At 65.8% G+C, this 18,014-nt stretch carries 17 protein-coding genes; 3 read left to right on the top strand and 14 right to left on the bottom strand.

The features are described from left to right. Positions 1-31: 31 nt before the first annotated feature. The 3 genes from VRB54_RS08400 to VRB54_RS08390 all read right to left on the bottom strand — a co-directional run bounded on the left by VRB54_RS08400 (position 32) and on the right by VRB54_RS08390 (position 4,310). The gene (locus VRB54_RS08400; RefSeq protein ID WP_338480341.1) at positions 32-1,894 is read right to left on the bottom strand and encodes a feruloyl-CoA synthase; all 1,863 of its coding nucleotides are present in this window, start codon (positions 1,892-1,894) and stop codon (positions 32-34) included. Positions 1,895-1,956: 62 nt separating this feature from the next. Then, positions 1,957-3,405: an aldehyde dehydrogenase gene (locus VRB54_RS08395; RefSeq protein WP_338480340.1), complete on the bottom strand. Its 1,449-nt coding sequence runs from the start codon at positions 3,403-3,405 to the stop codon at positions 1,957-1,959. A 74-nt stretch (positions 3,406-3,479) separates the two neighbouring features. After that, on the bottom strand, positions 3,480-4,310 hold the full coding sequence (locus tag VRB54_RS08390) for a p-hydroxycinnamoyl CoA hydratase/lyase (protein WP_338480338.1): 831 nt from the start codon (positions 4,308-4,310) through the stop codon (positions 3,480-3,482). Between the two features lie 189 nt (positions 4,311-4,499). Between VRB54_RS08390 and VRB54_RS08385 the strand changes: the two genes are divergently transcribed. Continuing rightward, the gene (locus tag VRB54_RS08385) at positions 4,500-4,958 is read left to right on the top strand and encodes a MarR family winged helix-turn-helix transcriptional regulator (RefSeq protein ID WP_338480337.1); all 459 of its coding nucleotides are present in this window, start codon (positions 4,500-4,502) and stop codon (positions 4,956-4,958) included. Positions 4,959-4,964: 6 nt separating this feature from the next. On the opposite strand, the gene VRB54_RS08380 is transcribed toward VRB54_RS08385, so the two are convergent. The 3 genes from VRB54_RS08380 to VRB54_RS08370 all read right to left on the bottom strand — a co-directional run bounded on the left by VRB54_RS08380 (position 4,965) and on the right by VRB54_RS08370 (position 8,283). Further along, positions 4,965-5,912 carry a SphA family protein gene (locus VRB54_RS08380; RefSeq protein WP_338480336.1) on the bottom strand — a complete coding sequence of 316 codons (948 nt, stop codon included), beginning with the start codon at positions 5,910-5,912 and terminating at the stop codon, positions 4,965-4,967. Positions 5,913-5,983: 71 nt separating this feature from the next. Beyond that, on the bottom strand, positions 5,984-6,751 hold the full coding sequence (locus VRB54_RS08375) for a coniferyl-alcohol dehydrogenase (RefSeq protein WP_338480335.1): 768 nt from the start codon (positions 6,749-6,751) through the stop codon (positions 5,984-5,986). A gap of 56 nt (positions 6,752-6,807) precedes the next feature. Next, complete coding sequence (locus tag VRB54_RS08370) at positions 6,808-8,283, bottom strand: benzaldehyde dehydrogenase (RefSeq protein WP_338480334.1); 1,476 nt, start codon at positions 8,281-8,283, stop codon at positions 6,808-6,810. Between the two features lie 480 nt (positions 8,284-8,763). Between VRB54_RS08370 and VRB54_RS08365 the strand changes: the two genes are divergently transcribed. Both VRB54_RS08365 and VRB54_RS08360 read left to right on the top strand, forming a co-directional pair. After that, positions 8,764-10,542 carry a sigma 54-interacting transcriptional regulator gene (locus VRB54_RS08365; RefSeq protein WP_338480333.1) on the top strand — a complete coding sequence of 593 codons (1,779 nt, stop codon included), beginning with the start codon at positions 8,764-8,766 and terminating at the stop codon, positions 10,540-10,542. A 60-nt stretch (positions 10,543-10,602) separates the two neighbouring features. Further along, positions 10,603-11,466 carry a hypothetical protein gene (locus tag VRB54_RS08360; RefSeq protein ID WP_338480332.1) on the top strand — a complete coding sequence of 288 codons (864 nt, stop codon included), beginning with the start codon at positions 10,603-10,605 and terminating at the stop codon, positions 11,464-11,466. 12 nt (positions 11,467-11,478) lie between these two features. Here VRB54_RS08360 and gspD read toward each other — a convergent pair whose 3' ends face one another. Genes gspD through VRB54_RS08320 form a run of 8 tightly spaced genes read right to left on the bottom strand, consistent with a single transcriptional unit; the run spans position 11,479 to position 18,007 of the window. Next, positions 11,479-13,725 carry a type II secretion system secretin GspD gene (gene gspD / locus VRB54_RS08355; RefSeq protein ID WP_338480330.1) on the bottom strand — a complete coding sequence of 749 codons (2,247 nt, stop codon included), beginning with the start codon at positions 13,723-13,725 and terminating at the stop codon, positions 11,479-11,481. After that, complete coding sequence (locus VRB54_RS08350; protein ID WP_338480329.1) at positions 13,722-14,246, bottom strand: hypothetical protein; 525 nt, start codon at positions 14,244-14,246, stop codon at positions 13,722-13,724. Before VRB54_RS08350 ends, gspD begins: the two co-directional genes overlap by 4 nt. Further along, the gene (gspM, locus tag VRB54_RS08345) at positions 14,243-14,854 is read right to left on the bottom strand and encodes a type II secretion system protein GspM (RefSeq protein ID WP_338480327.1); all 612 of its coding nucleotides are present in this window, start codon (positions 14,852-14,854) and stop codon (positions 14,243-14,245) included. Before gspM ends, VRB54_RS08350 begins: the two co-directional genes overlap by 4 nt. After that, complete coding sequence (locus VRB54_RS08340; protein WP_338480326.1) at positions 14,829-15,872, bottom strand: PilN domain-containing protein; 1,044 nt, start codon at positions 15,870-15,872, stop codon at positions 14,829-14,831. The genes gspM and VRB54_RS08340 overlap by 26 nt, the downstream gene beginning before the upstream one ends. Further along, positions 15,869-16,594 carry a type II secretion system protein GspK gene (locus VRB54_RS08335; protein WP_057008261.1) on the bottom strand — a complete coding sequence of 242 codons (726 nt, stop codon included), beginning with the start codon at positions 16,592-16,594 and terminating at the stop codon, positions 15,869-15,871. The genes VRB54_RS08340 and VRB54_RS08335 overlap by 4 nt, the downstream gene beginning before the upstream one ends. After that, entirely contained in the window at positions 16,591-17,220 is a 630-nt protein-coding gene (locus VRB54_RS08330) for a prepilin-type N-terminal cleavage/methylation domain-containing protein (protein WP_209980731.1), read from the bottom strand. The genes VRB54_RS08335 and VRB54_RS08330 overlap by 4 nt, the downstream gene beginning before the upstream one ends. Beyond that, a complete protein-coding gene (locus VRB54_RS08325) occupies positions 17,217-17,579 on the bottom strand; it encodes a type II secretion system protein (RefSeq protein WP_338480322.1) in 363 nt (120 codons plus the stop codon). Before VRB54_RS08325 ends, VRB54_RS08330 begins: the two co-directional genes overlap by 4 nt. After that, positions 17,576-18,007 carry a type II secretion system protein gene (locus tag VRB54_RS08320; protein ID WP_057008264.1) on the bottom strand — a complete coding sequence of 144 codons (432 nt, stop codon included), beginning with the start codon at positions 18,005-18,007 and terminating at the stop codon, positions 17,576-17,578. Before VRB54_RS08320 ends, VRB54_RS08325 begins: the two co-directional genes overlap by 4 nt. Positions 18,008-18,014 lie beyond the last annotated feature (7 nt).

Raw genomic sequence — 18,014 nt, 5'->3', positions numbered from 1 at the left:
ATAGTACCGCAGCGTAGTGCCGCAGCGCGCGTCAGGCGCGCAGGACTGTGGGGTCTTCGCCGCGATACAGCGCCTCGACCCGCGCCGCGCGCCATTGCAACACCGCACGCTGGTTGATCGAGCCCTTGTCGGTGATCTCCCCTCGGTCGATGGACGCCGGCTCGTCGAGCAAGGCGATCCATTCCACGCGGCTGGCGTTGCCGGTCGCTTCGCGATTGAGCCGCTGCAGCCAGTCGCCGAACCACTGGCGCACCGGCGCGCTGGCCAGCACTTGGGCGTCGCTGGCGTCGGCGTGCAAGCCTGCCAGCCGCCGGCACTCGTAGAGCCTGGGGAAGACCAGCGCGCCGAGGCACTCGCGGTCCGGCGCGGTGATCACCAGGTCCTGCACATAGGGCGAGCCTTCGAGCACCGCGCGATTGCGCAACGGCCCGACGCTGACAAACACCCCGGAAGACAGCTTGAAGTCCTCGGCGATGCGCCCGTCGAACATCAACCCCAACTGTGGCTGCTGCGCATCGGCGAGCTTGATCGCGTCGCCCGAACAGTAGAAACCTCGCTCGTCGAACACCTCGGCGGTCTGCTCCGGCGCGCGCCAGTAGCCCGGCATGATGTGCGGCCCGCGAAAGCGCCCTTCCAGCTTGCCGTCCACCGGCACCAGGCACACTTCGCAGCCCGGCGCGGGCAAACCGATGTAGCCGGCCATGGACAACGGCCCGGTGGTGAAGGTGCAGGACGGCGCGGCTTCGGTCATGCCCAGCCCGGCCATCATGCGGATGCGTTCACCGCAGTGTTGTTCGGCCACGCGGTCGAGGCGATCCCAGATACTTTGCGACAGGCCGGCGGCGGCAAAGAAGAACAGTTTCATGCGCGCAAAAAACCGCTCGCGCAATTCGCCGTCCTGCTCCAGGGCATTGACCAGTTCTTCCCAGCCCTTGGGCACGGTGAGGTAGGCCGTGGGCGACACCTCCTTGAGGTTGCGCAGGGTCTGGGCGAAACCCTGGGCCGTGGGCTTGCCGTCATCAAGGTAAAAGGTGCCGCCGTTGTAGAGCACGATGCCGACGTTGTGGCTGCCGCCAAAGGTGTGGTTCCACGGCAGCCAGTCCACCAGCACCGGCGGCTCCTCGCCGAACACCGGAAAAGTCTGCAACAGCATTTGCTGGTTGGCGCAGAGCATACGCTGGGTGGTGACCACCGCCTTGGGCAGCTTGGTGGAGCCGGAGGTGAACAGGAACTTGGCGATGCTGTCCGGCCCCGTGGCCTCGAACGCCGCCTCGGCCGCCTGCCCGCCCGGGGTTTGCAGCAGGCTGGCGAACGCCGTGCAGGGACGCCCCGGCACCTCGCCGCGCACCGTGATCAGCGGCGTCGTGGCCGGCAATACCGCCTCGATCGCGCGACGGTAGGCGGCGGCATCGCTGACGAACACCAGCCCCGGTTGCAGCAGGTCGCACACGTGCCGCAGCTTGGCGAAATCCTGGGACAACAACGCATACGCCGGCGACACCGGGCTGTAGGGAATGCCGGCATACATCGCGCCGAGCGCCATCTGCAGGTGCTCGATGTCGTTGCCCGAAAGCAATGCCAGCGGCTTCTGCGCCGACAGCCCGTAACCGAGCAGGCTCTGGGCAATCGCGCGCACGCTGTCGAGCATTTCCCTGTAGCTGACGTGGCGCCAGTCTCCGCCGGCCTGGCGCGCCGCGATAAACGTCTGCGCGGGGCGCACCTGCGCCCAGTGCACCAGCCGGTCAAGCAGGCGCGGCGGCAGCGGTGCCAGGGGTTCGAGGGAGCGCATGTGCAGCACGCCGTGTTCTTCAGTGATCGCCACCGGCGCTTGGCCGATGGACACGTCGCGGTAGCGCGGTGCGGGCTGGGATTGCGATCTGAATTCGGAACTCACGGGGGATGTCCTCTGCCGTTTTTTAGGGGTCTACGGGGCCACCGCAACGCGGCGGCACCGGCTCAGATCGGGTAATGCCGTGGGCCGTTCTGCAACGTCACCCAGCGCAATTGGGTGAAGTGCTCGATGGCGGCCTTGCCGCCAAAACTGCCGTAGCCACTGGACTTGACGCCACCGAAGGGCATCTGCGCCTCGTCGTGCACGGTGGGGCCGTTGATATGGCAGATGCCCGATTCCACCCGCTGCGCGAGCGCCAGCGCACGCCCGGTGTCACGGCTGAAGATCGCCGCCGACAGCCCGAACTCGGAGTCGTTGGCCAGGCGCAGCAGCGCCTCGTCACCGTCACCGCGCAGCAGCACCGCCACCGGGCCGAACGACTCTTCGCGGTACAGGCGCATCGCGTCGGTCACCCCATCGATCAAGGTCGGCTGCAAAATGCTGCCCTGCAATTGCCCACCTGCCACCAGCCGCGCGCCCTTGGCCAGGGCATCGTCGATCAGCGCCTTGATGCGCGTGCCGGCACTGGCATCCACCAGCGAGCCGAGCACCGAATCCGCTGCGGCGGGGTCGCCGGCCGGCAAGGTCGCGAGCTTGGCGGCCAGCTGGGTCACGAAACGGTCGGCGACGCTGGCGTCGACAATCAGGCGCTCGGTCGACATGCAGATCTGCCCCTGATTGAAATACGCGCCAAAGGCCGCCGCCGCCACCGCGGCGTCGAGGTCGGCGTCATCGAGCACCAGCAGCGGCGCCTTGCCGCCCAGTTCCAGCAGCGCCGGCTTGAGGTGCCGCGCCGAAAGCTCGCCGACGATTCGCCCCACATGGGTGGAGCCGGTGAAATTGACCCGGCGCACGGCGGGGTTGGCGATCAACCGCTCGACAATCGCGGCGGCATCGGCCGGGGCGTTGCTGATCACATTGACCACGCCATCGCCCAGCCCGGCGTCCTGCAGCACCTGACCGATCAGGCGGTGCACCGCCGGGCTCAACTCGGAGGCCTTGAGCACCACGGTATTACCGCAGGCCAGCGGCATGGCGATGGCCCGCGTGGCGAGGATCACAGGCGCATTCCACGGTGCAATGCCCAGCACCACGCCGCAGGGCTGACGCAAGGCCATGGCGAAACTGCCGGGCACATCGGAGGGAATGACGTCGCCGGTGATCTGCGTGGTCATCGACGCCGCTTCGCGCAGCATGTTGGCAGCCAGGCGCACGTTGAACGCATACCAGTTGGCCATGGCGCCGGTTTCGCCGGCGGCGGCGATGAATTCGGCGCTGCGCGCCTGCAGCTGTTCGGCGGCGTTGAGCAGGCGGGTGCGGCGCTCGTTGGGCGCCAGCGCCGCCCACACGGGGAACGCGGCCTGGGCGGCGGCAACGGCAGCGTCGGCATCTTCCAGGGTGGCGGCGGCGACCCGCGAGACGACGTCGCCGGTCACCGGGTTACAGCGTTCGAAGGTTCGGCCGTCGCTGGCGGGACGCGACTGGCCGCCGATCAACAGGGGCACATCCAGCATGGTGATTCCTCTTTTTGTCTTTATCGGGAATACGTTCAAGCAGGTTTGCGAGGGGCGGCCTGTGGCCGCTGCGCTCAGCGTTTATAGGTCTGCAGGCCAGGCTTGATGCTCTTGTCGTCGAGGAACTGTTTCATGCCCTGCTCGCGGCCGCCTTCGGTATCGAGCAAACGCGACTGATCGAGCTTGGCATAGAGGTAATCCTCGTTCTGCTCCCAGGTCAGTTCGCGGCAGCGCTTGAAGCCATGCTTGGCGGCACGCAGCACCACCGGGTTTTTCTCCAGCAGGTTGCGCGCCAGTTCGATGGTCACCTCGCGTAGCCGTGCCAGCGGCACGCTCTCGTTGACCAGGCCCATCTCGGCGGCTTTCTGCCCGCCGAACGTCTTGCCGGTCATGATGTAGTACAGCGATTGGCGATGGCCCACGGTGTCGGCCATGGCCTTGCTCACCAGGTTGCCCGGAGGGATGCCCCAGTTGATTTCCGAGAGACCGAAGGTGGCTTCATCGGCGCAGATCGCCAGGTCGCAAGCCACCAGCGGGCTGAAGCCACCGCCGAAGCACCAGCCGTTGACCATGGCGATGGTGGGTTTGGCGTACATGCGCAGCAGTTTCCACTGCCATTGCGAGGCTTCGCGGCGGATTTTTTCCTGGAGGATTTCCGGGCCGGCATCCACTTCGCGAAAATATTCCTTGAGGTCCATGCCGGCGGTCCACGCCTCGCCGGCACCGGTCAGCACCAGTACGCCGGCGTCAGGGTCCTGTTCCAGGGTTTCCAGCACATCGATCATTTCCCGGTTGAGGGTGGGGCTCATCGCGTTGCGTTTTTCCGGACGATTGAGGATGACCCAGGCGATGCCTTGCTCGATCTCAACCTTGACAGTGCTCCAACGACCTTCGTAATTGCTCATGGCGGTACGCTCTTGTTCTGTGAGTGAAGATGCTTCGAAACTAAACCGCAAATATAGTTATGTCAATTAACTATTAATCCGAATATTGCCTGATTTTCAGGCTTTGTATAACGCCGGCATAGCCACGGCGCGCCAACCCCGGCAAACTGCATAGCCTTCATAACCACCACTTTTGAGGATTGCATCGCAATGGCCAAGCCATCCCCCATCGCCGACATGCCGCCGCCGCTGGATTCGGCGCTGGACGACCTGATCGGCTACGCCATCCGCCGCGCCCAGCTCAAGCTGTTCCAGAACCTGATCGGCCGGCTGGCCGAACACGACCTGCGTCCCGCGCAGTTCTCGGCCCTGGCGATCATCGAACAGACCCCCGGCCTGATGCAGACCGACCTCGCCCGCGCCCTGGCCATCGAACCGCCGCAAGTGGTGCCGCTGCTGAACAAGCTCGAAAGCCGCGCCCTCGCCGTGCGCCTGCGCTGCAAGCCGGACAAGCGCTCCTACGGAATCTTCCTCAGCAAGAGCGGCGAAACCCTGCTCAAGACGCTCAAGGACATCGCCGCCCAGAGCGACCTGGACGCCACCGCCGCGCTGGACAGCGAGGAACGCGCCACCCTGCTGCGCCTGTTGAAGAAGGTGTATCAGGACTGAGTGCCCCTAGAACTTGTGCAGCCAGTTGAGCACCAGCTTGTTGCCCTGGGTGCGGTTCTCGGCCTGCTGCTCGAAGTAGGCGTTCACCGACAGCACATTCTCCTTGTTGAACCCATAGACCAGCCCCGGGCCGATGGCCCACACCTTTTCCCGCCGCCCGCTGACGGCATGACCGTCCACCTCGGTGTCGGTGATCTGCTTGAGCCAGTAGCCGTTGAGGCCGACGCTCAGTTGCTCGCTCACGGCATATTGCAGGGTCAGGTTGGCATGCAGCGCCTGGCCGGCCTGGGTGTTGGAGACGTCGCCGAAGCCTGCCTGCGGCTCGTCGTTTTTGCCGTTCCACAGGTACATGAAACGCCCGCTGGCCGACCACTTGGGGTTGAACCAGTAGGTCGCCGCGTAGTACGGGTTGAATGACCAGAAGTTGCTGCCCGGGTTGATCGAGCGCGTGCGGTCATAGGCGCCCACCGGTATCGACACATCGGCCTCCACGCGCTGGGTCAGCAAGGGGCTGCCATCGGCCCGGCTCAGGGTCGGCAGTTGCACAAACGCGCCGAGCGTCAGGTCGCCAAAGCCTGCGCGCGAACTCAGCGCCGCGTTGTTCAAGCCATCGTCGACCTCGGCGTGGGCCAGGGAGGTGTTGATCAGGGTGAAACCGGGCATCGCGCCGTTGGCCAGGGGCTTACCGACGTAGATGATCTGCGTGGTCGGCGCCACCACTTCCACGTCCTGTCGCGGCAGCGCCAGTTTGTTGCCGTTGGCGTCATTGAAGCGACTGGCACGGCTGTAAGTCAGGTATTCCTCCAGGTACCAGCCCGGACCCGCCGGGGCCGGTGAGCCGTCGTAGAAACTGGTGGTGCCCAGGTTGAGCCCGGGCAAGTCATAGGCATGGGCCGCCGCCGACACAACGATCAACGTCACGGCCGCAGCCGCCCGCAAGATAGGCTTGAGCATCTTGTATGTCCTGTATTTTTGTTGTTGTTCAAGACCCCCGGTGCAGGGTTCCACACCGGGGTTGGCTACGCTTACACGTAGGTGGCTGCCAGCCCGCCATCCACCGGCAGGTTGACCCCATTGACCCAGCGCGAAGCATCCGAACAGAGGAAGGCGATCACCGCCGCCACCTCATCGGCCAGGGCCGGACGGGTCATGCGCTGGCTGTCGCGGGCCACGCGCTCCGGGCCGAGCATGCTGACGAAATCGCCAAGGATCGGCGTAAACACCGGTCCCGGCGCCACGCAGTTGATGCGCACCCCATGATCGCGAAACCAGCCTTGGGCCTGCTGGTAACTCCAGACAATCAGCGCTTCCTTGAAATACTGATAACAGGTGGCCTGTTCCACCGGATTGGCCGCCAGCCACTGCTGACCGGCAGCAAAGCTGTCGGTGGCGGCCAGCGACTTGTGCTGCTCCAGGCGCTGCGGCCATTGCGCGCCAAGGATCGAGGCGACATTGACCACACTGGCCCCCGCCGGCATGCGCGGCAGCAGCGCCTGGGTGAGGTGGCGCACCCCCAGGTAATTGACCTGCGCCACCGTGTGCGCCGGCGCCGTGCCGGGCACGCCGGCAATGTTGCACAGCGCGTCGACCCGCGCCGGCAAGCGCGCCACCAGCGCGTCGATGCTCGCCGCATCGCCGAGGTCGGCATGCAGGAAGCCATCCAGGGTCAGGTGCGGTTCAGCACGATCGACACCGATCACCGTCGCGCCCTGGAACCGCGCCAGCCGCGCCACTTCGGCGCCAATGCCGGAGGCGACACCGGTGACAATCAAGGTTTTGTTATGCAGGTTCATGTTCAGCCCTCTTGTTTTTGTATAGGCGTGCGTGTTTCAAACCCCCGAGCCAGGGCTCAGAAGGGATAGGTCGGTGGTGTGTTTTTTACCGTGACCCACTGCCACTGTGTGTACTCGTCCCAGTCGGCCGGCCCACCGACGTTGCCGCCATTGCCGGAGGCGCCGCGCCCGCCGAACGGGTTGATGCATTCGTCGGCCACGGTCTGGTCGTTGATGTGCAGCAGGCCACAGTCAAGCCGCTCGCCGATGGCCATGGCGCGGCCAACCGACGGCGAGATGATGGCGGCGCTGAGGCCGTACTCGCTGCGGTTGGCCAATTCGATGGCTTGCTCGTCTGTGGCAAAACTGACCACCGTGGCAACCGGCCCGAACACCTCTTCCTCGAAGGCGCGCATGCCGGGACGCACGCCACTGAGCACGGTGGGTTGGTAGAACAACCGGTCGTATTCACCCCCCGCCTCCAGCCGCGCGCCGGCCTGCAGGCTGTCGTTGACGATGGCGTGCACGCGCTGCAATTGCCGCTCATTGATCAATGGCCCCAGCGCCGCCTCGCCCCGGGCGGCATTGCCCACGCTCAGCGCGCGGGCCTTTTCCACCAGTTTGCGCGTGAGGCTGGCGGCGATGGACTCGTGGACCAGAATCAACCCGGTCGCCATGCAGATCTGCCCCTGGTGCAGCCACGCGCCCCAGGCCGCGTTGCTCGCGGTCAGGTCCAGGTCGGCGTCTTCGAGAATGATCAGCGCGTTCTTGCCGCCCAGTTCCAGCGCGACTTTTTTCAGATGCCGTCCGGCCACCTCAGCGACCTTGCGCCCCGCCGCCGTGGAACCGGTGAAGGCGATCATGCGCACATTGGCGTCGCGGCACAGCGCTTCACCCGCCGGCGCCGCACCTGGCAGCACGTGCAGCAACCCTTTGGGCAGGCCCGCCTCTTCGAACAGCCGCGCGATAAGAAAACCGCCACTGACCGGGGTTTGCGGGTCGGGCTTGAGCACCACCGCATTGCCGGCGGCCAGGGCCGGCGCCACCGAACGCATCGACAGCACCAGAGGGAAATTGAACGGTGAAATCACCCCCACCACGCCATGGGGCTGGCGGCGCGCATAGGACAACCGCCCGGCCTCGCTGGGCAGTACCAGCCCGTGGGGTTGGGACAACAGGCCCGCCGCCTGATGCAACAGCACAATCGCCTCGCGCACTTCGTGTTCGCCCTTGTACAGCGCGCCGCCGGTTTCGCGGGCGACATACAGCGCCAATTCGGCGAACGAGCGCTGCGCCACATCCGCCGCCTTGCGAAACACCTCGGCGCGTTGCCGTGGGCCCAGCGCGGCCCAGGCCGGCTGGGCCAGCGCCGCGCTGCGACAGGCAACGGCAACCTCGGCCGGGCTGGCCATGGCGCATTGCATCAGGGTTTCGCCGGTGGCCGGCTCGATCACCGGGAGCACAGCCCCGGACGCTTTGCTCCAGTCGCCGTCGAACAGGCACTCGGACTCGATGGCCCGCTGTAACAGGGGGATGGTTTCAGACACTGACATGGTGACTCCCGGTTCTTGTAATTGTCATCGCCTGCACAAAGGCAAACGCCGCCTCAAGCCTTGAGCAAAGGCTGTGCCGTTTAAAGGCCAAGGCGCTGACATAACGCCTCGAAGGCTCTGCGTCGGGGCTTGCCGTTCACGGCTCAGGCACACGCACAGGAACGTCAGCAAAAACCGCCTCGCTGCCACTTGTTCAATTGATAAGGTTATGTTTAATAACTATCTCAGCGGTTACTCATATCGATCACACGCTTTGCAGGGGCATAACAACAACGCCGCTCAGTTAAGCGCAGATTCCTTGTGGCGAGCAGCCTTGTCCTGCGTTGGGCTGCGCAGCAGCCCCAAAACCAGGCGCTGAGCCGTATCAGGTACACCGCGTTTTGCTCGATTGGGGGCGCTCCGCCCCCCAACGCGGGGCAAGCCCGCTCGCCACAATAAGCCCACACATTTTCCTTAACTGAACGGCATAAGGGCATAACAATGACTCATCCCTTCAGCGCACACCCCGACGTTCACGCGGCCACCACGCCTTATCACCCGCGCGGCGACAGCCGCCAGCTCAGCGACAGCAGCTCGCCCACGCCAGCGGAGCTTGCCGACTGCCTGTTCTTTTCGCCCGAAGACGGGCGCATCTGGCTCAACGACCAGCGCATGGTGCTGCTGCACGGTTCGTCATTCGGCGCGCTGCGGGCAGAGATCATCGAGCGCCTGGGGCAGGAACAGGCGCGCGGGCTGTTCACCCGCACCGGCTTTGCCTCCGGTGCACGGGACGCGCGCCTGATCCGCGAGCGCTGGCCCCAGGCCGATGCTGCCGCCGTGTTTCGCGCCGGCACCCACCTGCACACGCTGGAAGGCATGACCAAGGTGGAGCCCGTGCATTTCAAGTTCGACGCCGACTCCGGTTTCTACGAAGGCGAATTTCTCTGGCACCACTCGTGCGAGGCCGATGAGCATGTGAATGCGTACGGCATCGGCCAGGACCCGGTGTGCTGGACTGAAACCGGCTACGCCATGGGCTTCGTCAGCGGGCTCTTTGGGCAGATGGTGATTTTTCGTGAAGTCGAATGCCGCGGCATGGGCCACGGCAGTTGCCGCGTGGTGGGCAAGACGGCCGCGCAATGGGGTGACGTCGAGCAAGACCTGCGCTACCTGAATGTGTCGCAGACGCCTGGCACCCCGCCACTCGCGTCCACGCCCGACAGCCCGCCCGGCAGTAACGCCCGTGACACGTTGATCGGCGCCAGCGCCACCTTCAACGCCGCCACGCAAGCCCTGGCGCGCGTCGCATCGACCCCGGCGACGGTGCTGATCAGCGGCGAATCCGGGGTGGGCAAGGAGATGTTCGCCCGCCAGTTGCACCAGCTCAGCCCACGCCGTGACGGCGCGTTCGTGGCGCTCAATTGCGCGGCCATCCCGGACAACCTGATCGAGTCCGAGCTGTTTGGCGTCGAGCGCGGCGCCTATACCGGCGCCACCCATGCGCGCCCCGGCCGCTTCGAGCGCGCCCAGGGCGGCACGCTGTTCCTGGATGAAATCACCAGCCTCAGCCTGGCCGGGCAAAGCAAGCTGCTGCGCGCCCTGCAGGAGCGGGAAATCGAACGGGTCGGCGGCGTGCGCGCCATCCAGGTGGATGTGCGGGTGGTGGCCGCCACCAATATCGATCTGCGCAAGGCTGTCGCCGACGGCACGTTTCGCGAAGACCTGTTCTACCGGCTCAACGTCTACCCCATCGCGCTGCCGCCCCTGCGCGAACGCCGTGATGACATTCCGTTGCTGATCAACGCATTCCTCACGCGCTTCTGCCAGGACTACGGGCGCACGCCCGCCGGCCTGACCATGCGCGCGCTCAAGGTGCTGCTGCGCTACGACTTCGCCGGCAATGTGCGCGAGCTGCAAAACCTGATCGAACGCGGCCTGATCGCCAGCGACGAAGGTCAGGCCATCGACCTGGTGCACCTGTTTCGCAATGAACCCATGCCGGCGGACCCGTACAGCCTCGACGGGCAAGGCAGCCTGTCCAATGCCACTGCGGTGGTGCGCCCTGCCCTGCTCGACACCCTTGGCCAACTGGACCAGGGTTTTTCCATCGACGGCCTGGAAGCACGCCTGATCAACGAGGCGCTGCAACGCAACGCCGGCAACCTGGCTGCCGCCGCCAGACTGGTGGGGCTGAGCCGCGCGCAATTTGCTTACCGGCTGAAGAAACACCAGCGGCAACCGACTGAGGCACGGGAGCCGCCGATTGAGGAGAAATCTTGAACGACGGGGATGCCAGCTGGATCACAACCTTCTTGAATACAGTCTTGAAGGAAGCCAGTGATGATCCAGCTAAACAGCTACACCACCGTGAAACGTCGCGAGCGCGTCCCCCACGACATCTTCGCCACCTACTGGCGCGACGCACACGGGCCGCTGTGCTCGCGCTTGCCCGGGCTCGGTTTGTACATTCAGCATCACTTCGACCGCAACCAGGACGCGCACCTGTGGCCGCTGGCCGACGGCATCAGCGAGATCGAACACTACGAGCTGGACGGTGGCGTCGAGATTGGCTTCGCCAACGCTGATGACCAGAAGCGGTTCCAGGAGGCCGCCTCACTGCTGTTTTCCGACGAACAAAACATGTTCGAGGAAACCCTCGCCTATGACCTGCCGCACGGCTCGCAAAAGCGCGTCAATCGCTTGCATGACAGCACCTTCAACGGCACGGACAGCGTCGACCGCCTCCATGTGCATTTCAGCCCGCGCGGCAGCCTCGCCGAACTGCACGACTATCTCAGCCATGAGCTGGCCGACGTGCTCGGCAGCGCCGATGACGTGCTGAAACTCACGCTGCACCTGACGTCGCGCTTCAACAATGACGGCATGCATCCGCCGGCGCCGAATGTCGCGCACCATGCCAGCCCTGCGCGGGAAGAACTGGCCATCATGGAAATCGCCTTCGCCAGCCCGCTGACGCGCCGCGCGTTCTTTGCCAGCGAGACGTTCCAGCGCACCCTGGCAGGTCAGGCCCGACACATCGCCCAGCTCAAGGCCTTTGCGGTGTCCGGCCTCTACACCTACGTCAACGACAAAACGCTGACTACCGCCGGACTGCGCGGCAGCAGGACGGCGCAGTTGATCGAGTACCTGGGCGCCAACAATCAGCTCAACCCAGAGGTCGAGCAGCTGTTCCTGCGCGGTTGAACCCGCGCGTGGTCATTTTGCCGGCCGCAGCAACTGCATCTGCTGGCGGTAATCATCGGTCACCTGCCGTGCCTGGCTGCTGCTGGTGATGACTCGCGGCGTGATCAGCACGATCAACTCGGTGCGGTCCTTGGATTTGCTGGTGTTACCGAACAACCAGCGCAATCCGGGGATGCGGCCCAGGTAAGGCACGGCGCTGACGCTCTCGGCGTTGTCCTGCTTGATCAGGCCGCCGAGCAACACGGTCTGCCCGCTTTGCACGGCCACCTGGGTGGACACCGAACGCGTGGAAATACGCGGGTTGTTTTGCGGGTCGTTGTTGGACGGCTGGTCCTGGGCATCGCTGACTTGCTGCTGAATGTCCATGTACACCAGGCCCCCCGGATTGATGCGCGGCACCACGTCGAGGATCACCCCGGTCTGTACGTATTCGACACTGCTCAAGGTGGTGTCGGAGGCGCCGGTGTTGACCGTGGTCTGGCTGATGGGAATGTTGTCGCCCACCTGAATCTGCGCCGGCTGGTTGTTCATCACCACCAGCGACGGCGCCGACAGCACTTGGGTGCGGCCATTGGTTTCCAGCGCGTGCAGCGCCACTTGCAGGTTGGTGCTGACGAACGAATAGAACAACGAATCGGCGCCCAGGCCGGCACCGCCCGCTCCCAATGCGCCCTGGCTGCCGGCCGCATTGGCCACGGTGGTGCTGGTGGAATTGCCCGCCAGGCGACCCAGGTACCATTGCACACCGAGGTCCAGTTCGCCGGTGAGCTTGACCTCCAGAATGCGCGTTTCGATCTGCACCTGCAGCGGCGGATTGTCGAGGCGCTTGATCGCCGACTCGATCTCCTTCCACTGCACAGGGCGCGTGCGCACCAGCAACTGGTTACTGCTTTTTTGCGCGGTGATGCGCGTGCCGGCGTCGAGGCTTTTGGCCGGTGCGCCTTCTCCTTCGCCGGCGCCCTGCTCGGCGCTGTCGCTGCCCTGCTCGGCCTCAGTGTCTGGTTCCTGCTCCTCTTGCTCGGCAGAGGCGAGCTGACTATTGCCCATGCCATTGCCGTTGCCATTGAGGCCGCCGGGCATGCTGCCGGAGGTGCTGTTGGTGCCGGGCGATGACAAGGTCGCGGTGCGCAGGCCGGGGGCGACTTTCGCCGGCGCATCGTCCTTGATCGCGCCATTGCCGTAGATCTGCCGCAGGTATTTGGCCAAGTCAGTGGCCTTCATGTTGCGCACGTCGTAGACGTACATCTGCGGTTCGTTGCCGCCGCCTTCGTCGATGGTGTGTATCCAGTCGCCGACCTCGCTGAGGTACTGCGGCTGGGACGAGATCGCGACCACCGAATTGGTCCGTTCGATGGGCAAAAAGCGCACCATGCCCGCCAGGGGCATGCCGCTGTCGGGGCCGAACATCTTTTGCAGCTCGGGCATCAGCTCGGCCACGGACGCGCGTTGCAGGCCGAACACGCCCACCGACATGCCCTTGAGCCAGTCCACATCGAAGGTGTCGATGGTGTCCTGATAGTTGGCCAATTCCTCGGGCGTGCCGGCCAGGCTGAGTACGTTGCGCGCCGGGTCCACCAGCAAAAATGCATTTTCCCGGGCGAACGGCTTGAGCAGTTTCTGCATCTCGGTGGCCGAGATGTAGCGCAACGGAAACAGCCGCGCCGACAGGCCGCTGGACGGTTGCGACACGCGCATCTGCGGCACCAGCTTGCCCGACACCGCCTGGTTGGCCGGCAGGATCACATAGCGGTTGCCCTGCTTGATCATGGCGTTGTCGGTCCACGACAACAGGGTTTCGAGAATCGACAGCGCCTGCTGTTTGTTCACCGGCTTGGAGGTGGAAAAGCTGACGTTGCCTTTCACACCCTGGGCAATGCTGTAGCTCTCGTGCAGGAGGTCGCCCATCACGCTGTTGATGACCGCCTCGATGGGCTGGTCGGCGAAGTTGAACACGATGTCGCCGCCGGCGTCCTCCTTGCCAGCGCGGCTCGCGGCCGGCTGACGCACGAACTGCTGGTTGCCACGAATCAACTGACGCTGCGGCGGCGTGCTTGCCTGGGGCTGGCTGCTGCTGGGCGACGCTTGTTCACTGGCCGGGTCCACGGCCGGGCGCTGCGAACCGGTGCCCTGCAGCGCCTCATGCAGCAGGGACTCGTCAGGCGCTGGGTGCTTGGGGAAGGACCCGCAGCCGCCAAGGGCAACGGCGGTGGCCAGGCAAAACACGGTGGTGCGCAAGGCGCCGGGGTAGGTATCGATCAAGGGGATGGCTCGTGAGGAAGGGTAATCGGAGGTGTGCTGGACGGCGGCGGCAAACGCAGGGCCCGCAGGCTCAGGGTTTGCGTGCGGCCATCAAGTACGAAACGGGCAGTTCGGGCGTCGAGGTGTTCCAGCACCCAGCCATTGGGCAGGGTCTGGCCCTGGCGGACTTTCAGCGCGGGGCCGTCGGCACGCTTGAGCAGGGCCACGCGCAGGTCGCCGTCGAGCACGATGCCGGTCAGCGTCAGGCTCGACAGGCTGGAGGTCTCGGCCTGGCCGACGGCGCGGTCGGGGCTGCGGTCGGGGCTGAACAGCGGCGCCTGCCAGGTGCCGGCCAGGCTGTCGAGGGTCGCGCTCGGCGCCACCAGCACCGTGGCCGAGGCGTTGGCCCGCGCATCCGGCGCGGGCGGCGGCAACCACTGCGGCGCATCGCCGAGGTTGCTGAGAATGCCGACCATCAAAACACCCAGCAGCCCGGCCACGCCGAGCAGGCCCCACTCCAGGGGACGCAATGGATTGATCATCGGCGCACCTGCGCGGCAGCGGCCGGTTGCAGGTAGCCGCGCACCAGCAGGTGCACCACCAGTTTGCCGACGGCGCCGCTGGCGGGCGCATTGGGGCCACGGCGAATGCTCATTTCATCGACGAACAGAAACGGGCGCTGATATTCCAGCTCATGCAGGATCGCCGTCAGCGGTTCAATCGCGCAATTGAGGGTCAGGCTGACTTTGACCTGGCGATACGGCTCGGCCTCGTCCTGCTCCGGGGTAATGGGCATGCGCTGGGTCAGGCTGCAGCCGCCGCCGAGGCTGGCACGGCTGTTGATCAGGTCGGCGAGGCGTTGCATCAGGTCCGCCGCCACGGCGCTGGGATCGTCCCCCGGCAGCAGGCTGGTGCTGCTCGCCGGGTCCTGGCGCGCCTGCTCCAGTTGTTCGCGCAGGCTGTCGCGCTGGCGCAACACGCCGGCGTAACGCTGCTGCTGCTCGCGCAGTTGTTCGGCCTGCTCGCCCATGGCGCGCAACGGCCCGGCGAACCAGCTGTCGATCAACAGCCAGTACGCGGCGCCGAGCACCAGTGCAAGGGCGATCAAGGCCGCGCCACGGCGTTCACGGGGTGTCAGTGGACGGCGCATCGGCAGCCTCCTGGTGCAGGTGGGCGCGCAAGGAAAACTGATCCTTGCCGGTTTGCGCATCGGGCTGGATCACCCCTTCGAACTGGGCGTTTTCCAGGCTGCGGCAGGCCTTGATGCGGGTGATCAGGGCACTGGCCTTGGCGCTTTGCCCGGAGAACGAAACGTCGGCGCCATCGTTGACTTCCAACTGGTCGATCCAGGTGTCGGACGGCAGGCACGCGGTCAGTTCATTGAGCAGCGCCGCCAGCGGCGGTTGCGCCATTTTGCGGCGGATCAGGTACTGCGCGGCGCCACGGGTATTGAGCAATTGCTGACGCAGCGCCTGCACCTGCGCCACCTCGGCTTTTTGCTCGCGCACACTGTGGTGCATGGCGTCGAGCCCACGCTGGCGGTCGTTGAGCCACAACAGCATCGCCGCAATCAGCAGAGCGCCGCACAGCCACGGAAGGCTGCGCTGCAAACCCTTGCCGGCAGGGCGCTGGCGTGGACGCAGCGGCGCCGGCAGCAGATCGATGCCCATCACCTGCCCCGCGCCATCGTCCACGTCCACCGCATGGGGACGCAGGCCGAGGGCGACGCACTCTTCGAGAATCCGGTCCAGGCGCTCGCGCAGGATCGCCACCAGCGTCACCTCGACATGGGTCGCTGTGCGGCGCTCCTGGCGCGCGACGAAGTACACCTGCGTGGCGTCGAACGGCGTAAAGCGGTCAAGCTCATAGCCGACCACCGTCGACAGGTTGCGCGCCGCGGCCAGCGGCAATTGCAGGGTCTGGCGCAGCACCGCGTCGCGGCCCAGCAGCAGTACCTGGCGCGCGTCGCCCGCGAGGGCTTGCACCGGCGCGGTCAGCGGCCAGCGGTAAACCTGCTCGGCGGCATCCTGCACCAGCAGCCATGCCGGCACGCAGCCGCGCAGCTCCTTGAGCCACAGCCGCCAGCCCTGTTGCAGGACGCTGCCGTGCCAGCGCCGTGTGACCGGTTCGGTCAGCACCTGCAGGCGGGCGGCCAGATGTTCATTCATTCTTGCCAACGTAGGACTCGATAAGGTTGTGCGCTGCCTTGCGCGGGACTCAATAAAACCGTGACTTGCAACTGCGCGTGATAACCGCCGGGGCGTTGTGCGCGGCTGTCGATCACCAGCACATCACCGGCGTTGGCGCCCACCGCGCTTTGACGCGGCAGGTTCAGGGCGCGGCGCATCAACGGGCTGGCGAACGCCGGGTCGGGCCGGTCCAGCCCGCTCCACAGGCTGATCTGCGGCACCATTTCGCTGTACAGCGCACGACTCATGCCCGGCAACTGGCGCAGTTCTTCCACCACGCGAAACGGCGCATGGCCCTGGTTGCGCCGCACCTCCAGGGCTCTGGCCAACTGGTCGGCCTGGGCCTGGGTGGCGCCGCAGGCCAGGGCCAGGCGCGCAAAATCGCCCACGTCGGCGCTGTTGAGGTACAGCTTGCCGAGGTCGCTGCGAACGCTGACGCGCAATTGCGCATCATCGAACGTCAGCGGGACCTCACGACCGTCGGCCACCCACTGCTTGCGCTGCGTCGGATCAGCCAGGGCCTGCAGGGTCAATGCCACGCCCGCCTCGGCGGCCAGCAGCGCCTGGGTGTGCTGGCGATGCCACGCGGCCTGGCGGGTCTGCAGTTGTACCCAGCCGGCCAGCCCGCCCAGCAGCAGGCTGAGCAAGGCCAGCACCCACAGCACCAATAACAGCGCGACACCGCGTTGCTGCTTGATCATTCCGGCGCCCCGCCCGACAGGTTCAACCGCAGCGCAACCACCTGGGTGACCCAGGGCACCGGCCCGTTCACCCGTGCGTCGATGCGCACCGCATAGGGCAGACGCTTGCTCCACGGCCACTCGTTGATCCAGCCGGTGGCCTGGCCCTTGGGCGACACGCCGCGATAGCTGAACTGCAAGTCCTCGACACCTTTGAGCAGCACCTGCGGTTCGCCGCGCGAGGCCGGCACGCTGACCTGCGCCGCCGACTCGAACCGCGCGAACGCCACCTGCAAATCACGCGCGGCCTCGGGGCCGCTCAGTTGCAGGGTAAAGCGCTGGATGCCGCCGCCCAGCACACCGGGCAAGGTCGCGACAAACTGCATGCGCTGCGCGGTGCCGCTGAAAAAACCGTCGGCCTGACTGTCGTCCTCGGTCACGTCCAGCGGCAGCGCCTCGCTGATGGCGGTGCGCAAAAACTGCTGGGCAGCACGCATTTCATCCAGGCTGACCGTGTAGCGCTGGGCCTTGAGCACCGCGCGATTGGCGCCGAGCAAGGCACCGCCGACCAGGGTCAGCAACACGCCGAGCAGGCTGAGCACGATCATGATTTCAAGCAGGGTGAAGCCCTGCTGCCGCCGCGTCACAAACCGGCCCCGGCGGCACGCAGTTTCAACGTGCTGAAGTGCGCCTGATGCGCGCCCTCGCTGACGGTCAGGTCGAGGCGAAACAGGTGAGGCTGGCCCATGCGGCTCGGCTGCTGGGCGATGTTCAGTTGCCAATGGATTCCATCGAACTCGCCCTGGCGCACCTCGCTGGCCAGCGGCCCCATGGTTTCCTGGTCCAGCAGGCTCTGCGCCGCGAGGGTCAGGCGATCACTGTGATTGACCTGCAACAACGAGCGCGCGCTCTGGCCGAAAGCGACCAGCAACACCGTGCTGCAGATGGCCATGAGCGTCAGCGCGGCGAGCATTTCCAGCAGGGTAAAACCGCGCTGGCGCTTCATGGCAAGGCCCTGGATTCTACGCTGCCGGTCAGCCAGCCAACGTCGATGCGCCAGCGCCGAGTGCCGTTGGCCAACAGCAGGTTGCCGCCGGTGGAACTGCCATCCGGGTAGAACTCCACGGTGGAACCTGCCTGTTCAGCGGTGTGCAAGGTGACCTGCAGATCGGCCGGCCAGTATTTTGTTGGTCGGCCCGGCGCGGCAAAGCTCAGCCTGCGCAAGTCGAACACGGTGTGTTGCGCCGTGCCGCTGACAATGGCCCGTGCCCGCGTGCTGCGCAGCGCTTCGACCATCTGCCCCACCACCTGGCGTTCTTTTGCCGCGCGCAGGCCTTGTTGCAGGCCAAACCCCACCAGGCCGGCCGCGATGCTGATCAGCACGATCACCACCAGCATTTCGAGCAAGGTAAAGCCGCGTTGGAGGTTGGGCATGGGCGCA

It is taken from the genome of Pseudomonas trivialis (assembly GCF_036864995.1).
In the GTDB taxonomy this organism is placed as follows: domain Bacteria; phylum Pseudomonadota; class Gammaproteobacteria; order Pseudomonadales; family Pseudomonadaceae; genus Aquipseudomonas; species Aquipseudomonas trivialis.
The sequence above is the reverse complement of the archived record's forward strand: the minus strand, read 5'-3'. Positions and strand labels throughout refer to the sequence as shown.